The sequence below is a fragment of the Chitinophaga filiformis genome, from assembly GCF_021646545.1.
Lineage (GTDB): Bacteria > Bacteroidota > Bacteroidia > Chitinophagales > Chitinophagaceae > Chitinophaga > Chitinophaga filiformis_A.
Map to the genome: position 1 here is coordinate 336667 of NZ_JAKIRP010000003.1, position 15014 is coordinate 351680.

A 15014-nucleotide genomic window follows, 5' to 3' on the forward strand; every position below is an offset into this window, starting at 1 on the left:
AACAGTATCTTCTTTAGTGATTATTGTGTGATGATGATCTTCCTTATCAGATTGCCCAACGGCGTTTCCAGCAGGAGCACGTAGGTACCTGCCGTTATATTCAGCTGGTAGCCTATGTTAAATTGCTCGGCAGCGCTTTCTTTTCGATCATTCACCAGCTGATTGCTGATGATGTTGAACAGGCGCAGGCGTATCTCTGCTGCTTTGTCTAAAGTCACACGTACGGTGAATTGCCCGTTGTTAGGATTAGGCGACACCTCAAACGATGTGATGAACGGCTGCTGTGCACCTCCGGGAGCCGGTATGGATTGTGATTCCAATACGGCAATATCTTTTGTATATACCTTTTCACAATTGCCAATATAAGAGTGCAGGGTGATGCGATACACACCTGTATCTGCAAAGCGCAGACTGGCCAGCAGCGGCGTGTTCTGCAACACAGTAATGTTCTTGCTGGCTGGTATTTCCCATACGGTACGTTCCGGCATCGGCGTGCTGATATTGATCAGCGATACTTCCTCATTACGGAATACCTGTGTGGATACCACAAATTCTGCTGAGATATCTGCCTGCCGTTGTTGTATGCCGATGGTATCACGACCTATACAACCTTTACCGTCCATTACACTTACCCAGTACTGGCCACTCTGATTAAGCGTCACCGCCGGTGTAGTGGCCTGGAAGGCTGGCTCACCGCCCCATGTATAAGTAGCAGCAGGATCCGCTATAGCAGCATTTACCGTATAACTCTGGTCATTACAAAGGGTTATATCGCCTCCCAGTAGCACCTGCAAAGGTGGCGGGTCTGGCAGGTTGAAAGTCTGCACACGTTTACAATTATTCGCGTCCTGTACAGTAAGCGTGTATTTGCCTGCATGCAGCTGGCTTATACTGTTGGTGGTTGCTCCGTTACTCCATTCATACCGGTAAGGTTTAATGCCGCCGCTGATCTGCGTGTTAATGGCGCCATCGCTATTGCCCGCACAAACCGGCGATATGATGTCTGCATTCACTACGATGCCATTAGGTATGAATACATCTGCATTATTCTGTGCTTCACAACCACGGGAATCTGTTACAAACACGAGGTAAGATCCCTCTATTAAGTTGCTGATATCGCTGGTGGTTGCACCATTCGTCCATTCATAACTGAAAGGGCCTGTACCGCCGGTAACGGTGGTATTTACAGCACCATCCTGTCCGCTGGCGCAGGTAACCGGTTTGGTGGTCAGCTGCACTTCCAGCAGGTTCGGCTCAACGAGGCGGAAGGTGTCGGATATTTTATCAATATTATTCGCGTCTGTGATGATCACTCTATATGTACCGGTTGTTAATCCGCTCGCTGATGGCGTCGATTGACCGATGGCAGTATAACCGCCACTCCCCTTCTTATACCATGCAAAGCGGTATGGCAGCGGACCATTGATGCGTACCCCACCATCTGCAGTAGCTTTCAGCACGCCATCTGCGGCTCCTTTACATGATACGTAACGCTGCTCTGCAACGGTTACTACAAGCGGAGGTGGTTCTTTCAATGGGAACTCTGCCACCAACGTACAACCCTCCATATTGGGATACGGACCGGTATATTGAGCGTCTGTGATAATAGCCTTGTAATCGCCTTTAGGTATACCCGATAACACACTTTCATAACCACCCGCCACTACCTGACCGACGCCATTGCCCAACGGTGTACCGTCTGCCTTTTGCCAACTAACATTGTAGCTACCATCAGCTTTAGCAGTACCACCCCGCACCAGTATTTTAATGCTACCATCTGAGTAGCCATAAGCAAGGGGTTGGGTCAATACTTGCTGCGCTATCTCTATTGGGGCAGCAGGTTGTTCAACTGTGGAGTCGCCTGATAGAGGACATCCATGGTAGTCTGTTATGTTCACTGTATACGCGCCGGCATGCAGACCCGTATTATAAGCCTGCTGACTGCCGTTGCTCCAGTTGTATTGGTATGGTGTTGTACCACCGCTTACGAGTGCTTCCAGCGCTCCATTGCTGCCATCGTAACAGGTGGCTGGCGTGGTGTTGAATTGTACCTGTAAAGGAGCCGGATCTATCAGGTCTGTAGTATCGGATAATATGCTGATGCCATTGGCGTCTTTTGCTTCTACCAGGTACTGACCGGCAGGCAGGTCAACTGCGATGCTATCTGTTTGTCCGATAGACACAGCCATGCCGTTCACGATGTGATACCATTCGTAGGTATAACGGGGCTGAGTTTTATATGGTACACCGCCATTTATAATTGCAGTAAGCGTACCATCGAACTTGCCGGTACAGCTAACGCTGTCGGTAATCTGTATATTGGCGACTAATGGTGGCGGTTGTCTTAGCGGAAAGGTATTGATGACCGTACAGCCTGTCCTGCTGTCTGTAGCAGCCGCATTATAGTTGCCATCTTCAACTGTCAGGGTGTAATCGCCATCTGGCTGGTTGCTGATAGTGGTGGTATAGATGCCATTGCCATCTACAGTATTTACGGGTGTTAACAAGGTGCCATCTGCCTTTCTCCACACAACATCATAAGAGCCGTCTGCTTTTGGCGTACCACCTTTCAGATGGACGGTAATGCTGCCATCCGAATATCCGAATGCTTTAGGATCGGTGATGGAATAGGCATCCACCGCAAGCGGCGCGTCAGGTTGTTTAACACTGAAGCCTATCTCCTCGTCTCCGGCAGCTGTCTTGCCGGTACATCCGTTCTGGTCTTTTACCTTTATCAGGTAGTCTCCTTTGGCGAGGCCGGTTATGGTGTTCAGAGTGAACGGCTGCGTGAGATAATCATTATCCGCCACCCCTTTATACGAGGCTACATAGCCGCCTGCACCTCCATTAATATTTAGGTTAACGCCACCATCGCTGCCTCCAAAACATTTTGCATCAATAGGAACCGGCGTAGAGAAGGTGACAGGTGTAGGTTCGTCCAGCTGGAAGTCGAACGTACTTCCGTCGCTGTAACTGTTGGTGCCATTAATATTCCCGGTTACTTTTACCTGGAAAGTGCTGGCGAAAAGTGTATTTGAAGGCCAGGTATAAGTCCTATCTGGCTGCATTGTTACACCGATCTGATTAGGTAGGGTGCCACCAATAACGTTTTTCAAGTCCTTGACTTCTACGTTTATAGTCTCACCAGTATACGCCTGACGGTCAAAGGTAACTATGAAGCCACCGTCACTGGCGCCGTTACAGGATATCTTTTTGGGAATGATGTTCGTAATGCGCGGTGCTTCCAGCCGGTAATCCAGCGTAAAAGTATTGGATTCGCGGTCCTGTGCACAAGCCGGTACCATTCTAACCCGTACATTTTTCGTGAGGTATTTTTCCCAGTCACTTCCCAACAGGCTTTTGCCGGAGACCTGAAGAACATTCGATCCCTGCTTGTTATCAGGAGCTTTCGTCCAGGGGCCGTTATCAGCCGAGTATTGCCAGATGTATTGCTGGTTTGGTATCCCTGGAGTACCAATGAGCCTGATCTCAGTGTCTGTCGGTAATATATTAGAGCCTGTTCCGCTGTATACCACGTCATTCATGACTCTTCTATAGGTCACATGGATTTTACTGCTCGGGTCCATCGCCGAGACAAAAGGGTTATCAATATTCCCGTCAAATTCCTGCCCTGTATGACTGACATTGAAAGTCTCCGACCGCTTTACATCGTTAAAAGGGAAGCTTCGATCCCATGTACTGTTAACTTCTATGGATGCTATTTTTTTTGCGGTGCTGTGTATGGCGCTGCCTGTCCTGTTGATGACCTCCCATGCGGAGGGAAGCGCAGTCGATATAAATGCTAATATCTCGTCCTGTGTGCCATCTGTATAATGAGCAATCATGTTATAGTTTAGCGCCAGACTGCTGGGATATACTTCCGTTGTCTGGATCTGTAATTCATACACATTGGACACAGGTTTAACGTCTATAAACAGAGTAGACTCAGAATGATAGCCAGCAAATAAACCACCAACCCTGGTACTAAAACAGGTACGATCGCCCGCAGGGAACATGTAATCTAGTTCCTTTGACTCTGCAGTGTTACTGCAGCTGGTTTTCCGCTTACCATATACTGCAATCCCTTTTACCATATTGTCCGACGAAAAGGTAATCGTCTTGGCGGGAAAATACCATGGCTGGCCATCTCCGATACCGTCCAGGGATCCGGATGAGATAAGCCTTGAGTCGCCATGGTCAAAAAGGGCATATACTTCGTAGAGACTGCCGCAGGCTGCTGTGCCGAAGCCCATGATGTCGCATTTTATGGTCAGCTCGTACACCGCCGTCGGGTTTTGCGCGGCTAGCCTGCCGGTAAACACCAACAGGGGGAGAAATAACAGGAATAGGGCTCTTTTTATCATTGGTCGCATAGGTAAAAAGTATGCAGGGATTTAACTTATTTTAACTTTTTTGAGCGGGCCTGCTCAAACTGTTTTTGTTTACAGCGCGTACGCCATACTCATAAACAGTATCGATCGTCAGCAATTCGTCTATAGTCATTTTCACGTTTTCCGAAAGTATTTTCCAGCAACTCAGCGGCCGTTCACCAGCCGCTGAGTATAACTGCATTCGTTTATTCCGGCATCATTATTTTTCCGGGCATAATTCAACGTAGTGTTTTGGAAGAATTATGCGGGGTGCTGCTTGTCCTGTTGATGACATCCCCGTTGGAGGGAATCGCAGTTGTTATGGACGCAGGCTTAATGGTTATATGCATATTAGACTGAACGTTATAGCCAGTGAACAAGTCGCCAACGTTAACATCAAACCAGCTAATATTGCCCGCAGGAAGGACGTAATCTCTTTGGCCAGCAGCCAGGGTATTGCAGCGGCTGTTTTTCCGCTTGCTCCATACGGCAATCCGTGTTACCGGGTTGTCCGAAGTAAAGGTGATAGTCTGTGGGGGAAAAGGCCATACCTCGCCATCGTTCAGACCATCCAGTGACCCGGAGGTGATAAGGTTTGTACTGCCGTTCTGCATAATGGCATATATTTCATAGCCGCTGCCGCAGCTCGCTGTGGTGCCGAAGCCCATGATAGTGTAATCGACGGTCAGCTCGTACGTTGCGTTCTGCGCGGACAGTCTGCTGGTAAACGCCAACAGCGGAAGGAATAACAACAATAAGGCTCTTTGTGTCATGGTTCTCATAAATAAAAGGTATGTAGGTGTTAATAATTTGTTTTAACTTTTTTAAGCGGACCGCTCTGACCGTTTTTGTCTACAGCGCGTACGCCATACTCATAAGCCGTATTGATCTTCAGCGATTCATCCACGACCATTTTTACATTTGCCGGAACTACCTTCCACAGGCTAAGCGGCTGGCCGCCTGCACCTTTATATAACTGATATTCGTTTACGCCCACATTACTATCTTTCCAGGATAGTTCAATGTAACGCTGCTCCCGGTTCACATACGCATTCACTGTTTTTACGCTGATGGCGTTCGGGTCTGAAGGTACTGTTACGGTAATAGGCTGGGTAGGCGGCGATTCAAGCCCGCTGCTGTCTTTCGCCATCAGGATATAGGTATAGGTTTGGCCACCTTCAATCAGCTGATCTGCGTAATAGTGGGTCTTATCACGGAATGTCTGCAGTAATAACCATTTATGACTGGTATCTGCGCGGTCCTTCCGGTACAGCAGATGAGCAGCAACATCCTCATCTCCACTGTTCACCCAGGATAATTGTACCTGGCCATCGGTTACCTTATACGCAGTGAACACCGGGGAGGTAGGCGGTATCACATCCGGTCGCTTCAGCTCAAGGATAGCGGAATAATCGGATTGATTATAGCGTTTATCCAATGCAGCTACCGCATAGTATACTTTACGGTTAAGGAATTTTATGGGAACAGTGTCTTTGTAAACAGTCGTCATATGGATAGAGTCCACTAGTGGAGACAATTCTTCATTCAGCCGGCCGGCACGGAATACTTTGTACCCCAGCATATCCTTTTCCGCATTTGCTTTCCAGGTTAGCGTTACCACACCATTGCTGTCAACAGTGCCTGCAAGTCCTACAGGTGGCACAGGCGGAATAGAATCCACCGGCTGCACCAGCACAGGGAACGAGGTGGTCGATTCACCTTCTTTGGCAACAGCTGTAATGGTGAAATAGTTGGAAGGCAATAGCTGCTCGTATTGCAGGCTACGCTGATCCGGCGCGATATTAGCCAGTACTGTTTTGTAAGGCCCATTTTCAGTTGCGGCCTGGTTCAAGGCAAAACCTTTGATGAAAGGATTGCCTGCTGCTTCAAAGTCCCAGGTAAGCGTCATTTTACCCTGTGCAGAGATCTTGTTACTGCGAATGTTAGGTACATATATCAACACGTGCCTGCCTTTACCGGTAGTTGCAGCAGAAGGCGGGCCCTTTTCGCCGAATGCGGAAATACCTCTTACTCTGAACTGGTACACCGTATTGTTATCCTCCAGCGAGTCAATAAAATACATGCGCGTGGAAGGTCTGCCCTCTTTTTCATTCAGGTTGGTCACCGGCAGCGAACGGGCCGGCTCAAAGGTTTTACCGCCATCTTTAGAGCGTTCTACGATCCACGAAGTATAGTAGTGTTTTAAAATGCTGTAATCCCAGCTAAGTGCCACCTGTTTATCGCCAAACACAGCTCCTACATCTCCGGGTACCGGCAGCGGTGCATAGTCCTGTATACCTATGAATACGCTACCTGAATCTACAGTCACCCGATCGGGTGGCGCCAGCGATTTCACCCGGTACAGGTATTTCTCGTTGGGACGCGCGTCTTTGTCTTCCCAGCCCCAGCCTGCCATTACAGCCGCTTCAAAGCTATTGTCGGCAGCGTACAGGGAGAGCGAGAAACGCTGTTCCTGCTCGGCCGATTGTGCCATGATACTTGCAATACCCTTATCACCGCCACCGCCACCACTTACTTCAAAGTCCTTACCATACAATGCCTGTGCAATGATGGCAGCATATTGGTCCTGCTGCACTATTTTCTCCCATTCGTTTAATGGTTTAGGCCGCAGCGGTTGCGTATTCAATACTTTCACCTCCGGTGTTGGCAATAGCTTCCCATCCCGGGTAACGGTATAACGGGTAAGCTGAAAACCATATTGATTACCGAGCTTCCAGGCGCGGGAAGTGCTCATGCCCCATCGCAACAATATGCTGTGCTGCCGGGCCCTGGCGGTAACCGCTACCCTGGCGCTGTCTTTATGCTGCGCGCGCAGTGGCAGCACAGCGGTAAAGCATATAAATATAAGCAGTATAGAAAATAGCCTGCGCATTGTATACATTAGAAGCCGGTTGTTTTAAATGGATTATGATAATTGAATACAGCGCTGCTCGTTTTAGTCCCGTCAGGCAGCACGTATTGGTATTTTACTTTGTAAGCGCCGTACCGTATGAAAGGGAAATGCCCGTTTATCAGGTAGGCATATTTCGGTGCATCTTCTGTGCCCATGAACCTGTTCACTACTTTGTTTTGTAGCTCGACGAAGTCCAGGTTGTATACGTCCGGAAGATTGTAGAGATACGGCAGCCTTGTCTTTATCCAGCTGGTCACTTTGCCGGTAGATGCTTCTGCCAGGTAAGTAGGCATCAATATAAACGCCTTGCTTGGCGCTACTCCGAATTCGTCCGTGTTACGTTTCTTAATAAATATTTCGTTATTGATAGGATAGTTGGCATACAACAACGGATTGATGTCACTTGTAAAATACGCATCATCCATCACCGCTTCCACATTCACCATCGGTTTGTAACCGGTATAGTTGTTACCTGTCATTTCCACTACTTCAAAGCCTTCATAGTCGCCTACGTCGGCCAGCAGGCGTACTACATCTGTCGATACTGTTTCGCCAATACCGTCTTTCAAACGCAGCGACTGCATCTTCTCTGCAAACGTGTTGAATTTGCTGGTACGGAATCCATAATGCAGCAATGATTTCGCCACATCGCCCCTGGAAACTGTCTGTGCCTGGTTGTTGGCAACAGTATAGCTACCGTCTTCGCCCACATCCTGTTGTTGCTGGTAAGCGACAACTTCATCGGTGCTTTGTGCACCCGGAGGAATGGCTATTACGTCAAACTGGTAAGCTGTATTCGCCTTCAGCCCCGTCGGAGTAAAATGAATCGTCTGTGAAGGGGCGTCATAGGTCATATCCAATTTAGTTGTCTGACCGGCGGCATCTTTGAAGTTGATCGCATACTGCCATTTAGCGTCGAACAGGTAAGCCTGTCCCATACTCAGGTTAATGAGACCTTTATCAGATTCATCTTTATAGTAGTATTGCTGGTTCACCACCGGGTACGAATAAGCGATATTCTGCATCGGGATATAGTCCGGTGCAGTACCGGTCGTGAAGGTCACCGTTTCAATCTCTTCGCCCGGTTTGCCATCCACATAGGCCGTTTGCCAGGTTACGCCCACCCGCTCTTCAAAGGTTACCTTCACCGTAGCAGTCAGCTGTTTTTGAGAAGGCAGTACCTCTTTGGAATAGAAGGAAACACCATCATTGTTGGCATTCCATTCCAGGCGACCAGCTATCGGCTGACCATTATCCATCACCGTAAAGGATGCCAGTCTTGCGCGGTAGGTCTTTGTTCCGTTGTCGTCGTCTACATCAAACTGCTGCCCCATACGCATATTAAAGGCAGCTTGCGGCGCAGTGAATACATCTACTGCATCGGCATTAGCAGACGGTTTTACATCGGATATGATCTTCACATCTACGGGGCTGTTACCGTTCATTACGATCTCACACTCCTGACCGATCACCACCTTCATACGCATATTACCTTTTACCAGGCCACCCAGCACGCTGAATTTAACAGCCATATATCCTCTCACCCATGTAGGATTAGGCAATTTAGCCTGCATCAGCATGGCTGCTGCGCCAGATATAAGCGGTACCCTGGCTTTGATGAATTTCAGGTTTACTTTCACGCCTAATTCACCCTGCAGGTACACATAAGCCTGACCATTGGCGTACCAACCATCTATACCGATCTTCTCAGTACTACCCACGCAATGCGCATCCCCATAATCTTTCAGCATGATATCGAAGCCCAGGCCGGCTTTAAAGTTGGCGTACAGTATCAGGAATGTGATATCGCCCGTTTCCACGGTAAGGCTGGCGCCAAAAGCAAAACCGCGGCCTTCGCCCAGTGCATTGGCATCGCGCATATAATCGAGTTCCTCTATATCCACGCCCAGGATATCTGCTACCTCCTGCGGCGGTGGCGGAGAACCGGGTATCTTATCGCCCACCATCAGGTAAGCGCCGGATTTAATATTGAGACCACCTATCGACAACTTGGTACCTAACCGGTTGGTAGGCGTACCCATATGCAGGTACCACTCGCTCGGCGAAATATGGATCACGGCCCAGCCGGCGCGGTTGCCACTGGCGTTGCCCGTCATCATACCGTTTGCCACGTTCATATACATATCGAAGTTGCCGTGCAGCGTAGATGTCGTGAAATCATATTGTATACCCACATAGGCAGTGACACCCACTTCAGCGGATAGATTTTCATCGCCCGACAAAAGGGCGGCTGCGCTGGAGGGATCGGAGACTTTCAATTCTTCCAGTTTCTGCCCTGCGGAGCCCAGTTTGGCAATGGCTTTCTGCTCCTGTGCCTGGAATTTGGCAAATTGTTCAGTCACTTTCTTTGAGATATTGCCCAAAGGCACTGTGGCCAGTATTTTCGCATAACCATAGAGGCCCATGAAGTTGATACCACCGCTACGGTTAAACGCTACTTCAAACGATACTTCGCCGTGTACTACCTTGTCTTCCACCATATCGAACAAGACAGCGGCCTTGAGGCCCAGTCCTGCGGTGGAATCCGGCAGATATTTTACGCCCGTCGGAGAAGCAATGGTATCTATGCCTTCTTTTTTCATCCGGTAATAGGCGCCGCCGCCGAAGCCAGAGATTTTCATGGGCGGGGCTATTGCAATGCCCGGCTTAAATTCAGCTTTGCCATCTACGTACCAATAGCGGAATGTCTTAGCACCAAACATAGCGCGGGTCCTTACCTTTATTTTCCCCTTCATGAAACTGGCATTCACCTCTCCACTGATCGCATCTCCATACACAGCGTCATCGTCATATATTTTCAGCAGGCCGGATATCGACATTGCCTCGCTCAGCTCCGCACGCAGCGAAATAGAGTCCAGCTTTACTTTCTCAAATTTCCAGGTCTGTAACCCTTTATTGTTATCAAATTTCCCTACCAGGGCCAGCCGGGTATCACCGCCAAATTTCCCTTCCATCAGGTTAAAGCGGAGCTCAATATTGAGATTGGCCGTAGTACTGTCCTTGGTTTCCAGGGAGATTTCTTTAATGGCCACCGGGAAATTGCAAACGGTATTCTCATCCTTATATCCAAAGTAATCGGCAGTGAGATAAGGGGCTTTCGTCTGCAGGTGCAGGTTCTGGAACACAATGCCTTTAAATTTAGCGACAGGCTTGCCGTTATCGCCCGCCTTCAGGGACGAGGACAGGATCAGGCTACCATTTAGCATCGCTTCCGGCTCAAAGTGTCCCTTAGACAATTTTAATTGTACCCATGAGTTTGGGTTCAACTGGGCTTTTGCACGCCATACACTAAAGTCCAGTGTATCAATGGTGTTCAGTTTCAGGATATATTCATTATCTGCGGTAATGACGGCAGAATAACCCAGTGGCACCTTAGCCATCGGCAGGCCCAACATGCCATTAAACGCTGCGCCCGTAAGGTGGTTGGCCTCTACGTCTATCTCCAGACGGTCCACGGTAAAATGCCAGCCGGCAGCGCTGCCATCGTTCAATATATTATTGCCAAAGAAGTTGCCGGAGATACCGTTATTGTCAATGAGCATGCTCTTGCCGCCAAACGAAACACGTTTGCCGGCCTGATTAGCCCGTTCAAATTGTTTCGGCAAGGTTATTTCCAGGCTCGATACATATACTCCCCGCCATAAGTTTGGATCATCTGCGGGTAGGTAGCGCTGATAATTTGCGGGATATACAACGTCGGGCGAGTTACGCAGGTCACTGCCATCATATACAGCTTTGCCTATACGGAACCCAACGCCTTTGAGGGGTGTTATTTCAAATGCAGGCAGGTCTACACTCACGAGTATGTCGTTCCAGTCGCGCACCACGGTATTGAATGATGCCTTTACCTGCGAGCTGTCTGTAGTCCGTTCGCCGTTCGAATTTAAGGGTACCAGCATGCTGCGTGGGAACGCCAGATCGGCGCTAAGCCCCAGTTCCTTAAAGCCGTTACAATCTATGGTTACATAAGTCAGGTCGAGCCCCTGACCAGTCTGCATATCCATACCACCCTTCAGTACCAGGGCTGCGGTGCCACCACCCAGGCGTATAGGCACATCACCCAGCAATACCAGTTTGGCATCGCCTAATATGCCGCCTTTGTACGATAGTTTAAGGCCTTTCAGACCAAAAAAGATCTCACGCGGCTCCTGTGGTATCTGCACTTTGGCATATACGGTAAGCTCGGCATAGGTAGGATGGAAAATAGCGTTGCTGACCGCGATGGTCACGGTAGTATTGCCAACGGTCTTAAAAAGCCCCATAGGCAGCTCATTTAAGTCGTCTGGCGAGATTGAGGATGTATAACGGTTACTCTTCTCTATTTTCTCAAATTCAGCCCTGGCGATGTCACGAAATGCGTGGGTATTGCTGTCCACATCAAACATACGCTGCAAGCCGGCATCGGTAAACAGACCGGTTTCGGGTGCTATCAGGGCTTCCGCCACCAGCTGCTTGTCAATATCCGGAAAACTGCGGCTTTCCATCATACTGGTGGCCAGGACAGTGGCGGCCGGTAAAGGGGCCTTAACATGATCGCTGTCCTCCGCATGCACGGTAACAGTTTGACTAATAATAAATAGCGTCAGGAGGCTAATGAAACGGTAACAGCAGTTTCTCAGGTAAGGTTTTACCATAGGGCCGATAATAATAGGTATAGGTTTGACGGTGAGAGGTCAGTTAACAACGATCAATTACAACAGTAAACAACAGGTATTTCGTGCTGACAAACTTTCCCGGATACGAAATTTGGTGTAAATATTAGTGTTTTTTCAACATTAACAAAATATTTTATTTGAAAAAGCGTTGCAGAGGCATTCTGCTACGTTACAATAGTTGAGCCTGTATTCTCGGGTAGCCGGAATTTTTAATAAAGGAGTGGGATCAGGGAGATTATACCATTCCTGGACGAAAAGAAAGGACCCCCAAAACGAATGAAAGTCCTGATGTGTCTTAAACAAAAGCCGTCTTCATAAGGTTGGCCGAATACAAAAGGTTATAGCATTTAAATGAAAATGCCTCCAAAAGTGCTTGACCTTTGGAGGCATTTTTACTAAACGATATAACCTCTTTATACTATTCTACACCACTATCTTCTTTCGTTATACACCCCAAATTCTGCAATAGCAGGAGGCGCACTGAACTCGTCGATCACGATACGCACACGTCCACCCCATACGCTGTCGAAGCGGTGTATTTTTACGCGGCCTTCTGCTTCACCTTTGGCTAAAGGTTTCCAGGTACCGTTATCTTCATATTCAAGATGGTATTTTTTGATATTGCTGCCATCTTCCACAATACTGATCATATTAAAGCGCTGTGCTTTATCAAAATCTATTTCATACCATGGTTGTTTCACCGTAGCGTTAGACTGCCAGCTGCTGGTAAAACGGTCGTCGTTCGCGAAGTCCATGATGTTCATGTCGTCACTCCAGCTGGAATTACTGCGCTGGAACTTAGCGATATTAGAAGAGATAATTGGCGCAATAGCAGGTGGCAGCGCAGGCATAGCACCTGTATTCTTCCAGCGTTTACCCACTTCTTCCAGTGCCTTCACAGCGTTAGGATCGATCAGTCCCTCACGGTTAGGCGCTACGTTAAGGATAAAGTTACACCAGGCTTTATTCAGCGGTACCAGGATATCGTCCACGAGTTTCACCGGATCTTTCACAGGTGTGGTAGGGAAATTTGATTTCCAGAACCAGGCGCTGTTGATCGGCAGACAGGATAACGCAGGCAATCTGTTCGCCTCTTTGGAGATATGCTGTCCTGCTCCCTGTTCGTAAGACTTGATATCCGTATAAAATAAAGCCTCTGTCGGATATTTTGCCGCGTTGAGGTCCATCACCAGGCAATTAGGCTGCAGGCTCTTAATGAGGCGGTAAATCTCTTCAAAAGGGATTTCATCATAAGAGATCCTGGACCACGGTGCATCCCATCCGTCGATGATCAGCGCAGTGATATCTCCATAGTTGGTCAGCAGTTCTGTAAGCTGTGCTTTCACCATCTCCACATGCTTACGTGTAATATCGTGTGGACGCAGTTTATGATGCGTATCCAGTATAGAGTAGTACAACATTACCTTCAGCCCTTTGGCGCGGAAGGCGTTTACGTATTCTCTTACCACATCTTTTTTATAAGGACTGTTCATCACGTTATAGTCAGTGGTCTTTGTATCCCAGATACAGAAACCGCTGTGATGTTTGGTAGTAAGACAGCCGTAGCTCATATTGGCTGCTTTGGCGGTAGCGGCCCACTGGGTACAGTCCAGTTTTGTCGGATTGAAAAGTGATACCGGCGCTTCGGGATCAGGCCAATCCTGGTTAGCGAAAGTAGGGATGTTAAAATGGATAAACATACCGAAACGCAGATCAACGAATTGCTGTTGCAAGGTAGCGAGCGGCGTAGCGGCAGATTTCACCTGCGCTTGTAACATGACAGGCATTAATAGTTGGATGCCCAGTAAGAGACGTAAACAGAATGTCTTCTTCATAGTGAACTTTGATGCGATTTTGGATTTTGAGAACCTGATGTTCGTGGATAATCTATTTCTACTGCTACTAAAATATAACAATCATCCTATGCATTCCCTGTATGGTAATACAATATAACGAATTGCGAATTTCTCATTAGTTGATACATTTTAACAATTTAACAGGAATAAGCATGAGTACGTATCAAAATGTGGCATGGTGTTGGATTTATGCGGGTTACAAGGAACAACAGTTAGAGTCATTAAAAACAAATACAATTTGTATGAAACGAAGAGTCATATTCTTATTAGCATTATCATGTCCTGTCTTATTATTCTCCTGCGTCAGTACGAAAAAGTTCAAGGCTTCTGAAGCCAAATATGCCGATCTGGCTGGCAAATATGCAAGCCTGCAAAGCAAACTGGATGATTGCCAGCGTAGCCTGCGCGATACTGCTTCTGCGTTTGAGCGTAGCAGAAACCTGAATGAAGAAAGATTAGAAGGCTTAAAACAGAATAATAACACGTTACTGAACCAGCTGAAAGATCTGTCTGTTATCAGCAATTCACAGGCAGAAAGCATCAAAAAATCACTCGATAATATAGGCGCTAAAGATGCTTATATACAGGACCTGCAATCCGCCATTGCGCGTAAAGACTCTCTGAACATGGCACTTGTAATGAACCTGAAAGGCGCTATTGGCAACCTGGATGATAAAGACATTAACATCAAAGTAGAAAAAGGTGTAGTGTATATCGATATATCCGACAAACTGCTGTTTGAAAGCGGTAGTTACGATATCACTGCAAGGGCGAAAGAAGTACTCGGAAAAGTAGCGAAAGTATTACTGAATCAGCCCGATATTGAGTTTATGGTGGAAGGTCACACAGATACCAATCCATTCAAGAGAGGTGTATTACTTGACAACTGGGATCTGAGTGTGAAGAGAGCTACCGCCGTGACAAGGGTGTTACAGAATGACTATGGTATTCCTCCTGCCCATATCACCGCCGCGGGTAGAGGTGAATATCTTCCTGTTGCTACCAACGATACTCCTGAAGGAAGGGCTGCTAACCGCCGTACACGTATCGTGATACTGCCGCAGCTTGACCAGTTCTTCAAACTGCTGGAAAAGAAATAAGATCATCATCCATTTCATTATAGCAAGTAAGGGCGTCTCTGTGTTCAGGGGCGCTCTTTTTGTTTTGATGACATTGGGTTTTGTTCTTACAGGGTGAC

Annotated in this window: 6 protein-coding genes; 1 reads left to right on the plus strand and 5 read right to left on the minus strand. The window is 47.8% G+C overall.

All coding sequences use genetic code 11. The annotated features are described in order from the left end of the window. Nucleotides 1-20: 20 nt before the first annotated feature. From L3C95_RS11155 to L3C95_RS11175, 5 genes are all read right to left on the minus strand, one after another. On the minus strand, nucleotides 21-4364 hold the full coding sequence (locus tag L3C95_RS11155) for a hypothetical protein (protein ID WP_236386171.1): 4344 nt from the start codon (nucleotides 4362-4364) through the stop codon (nucleotides 21-23). Between the two features lie 245 nt (nucleotides 4365-4609). Further along, nucleotides 4610-5152 (minus strand): hypothetical protein, encoded by a 543-nt coding sequence (locus L3C95_RS11160; RefSeq protein WP_236386169.1) that lies wholly within the window; start codon nucleotides 5150-5152, stop codon nucleotides 4610-4612. A 20-nt stretch (nucleotides 5153-5172) separates the two neighbouring features. Further along, a complete protein-coding gene (locus L3C95_RS11165; RefSeq protein WP_236386166.1) occupies nucleotides 5173-7263 on the minus strand; it encodes a fibronectin type III domain-containing protein in 2091 nt (696 codons plus the stop codon). An 8-nt stretch (nucleotides 7264-7271) separates the two neighbouring features. Then, nucleotides 7272-11939, minus strand: a complete 4668-nt coding sequence (locus tag L3C95_RS11170; RefSeq protein WP_236386164.1) for a hypothetical protein — start codon at nucleotides 11937-11939, stop codon at nucleotides 7272-7274. Between the two features lie 452 nt (nucleotides 11940-12391). Continuing rightward, on the minus strand, nucleotides 12392-13795 hold the full coding sequence (locus L3C95_RS11175) for an alpha-L-fucosidase (RefSeq protein ID WP_236386163.1): 1404 nt from the start codon (nucleotides 13793-13795) through the stop codon (nucleotides 12392-12394). 263 nt (nucleotides 13796-14058) lie between these two features. Here L3C95_RS11175 and L3C95_RS11180 point away from each other — a divergent pair, with 263 nt between their 5' ends. Next, a complete protein-coding gene (locus L3C95_RS11180) occupies nucleotides 14059-14916 on the plus strand; it encodes a flagellar motor protein MotB (RefSeq protein ID WP_236386161.1) in 858 nt (285 codons plus the stop codon). Nucleotides 14917-15014: the final 98 nt, after the last annotated feature.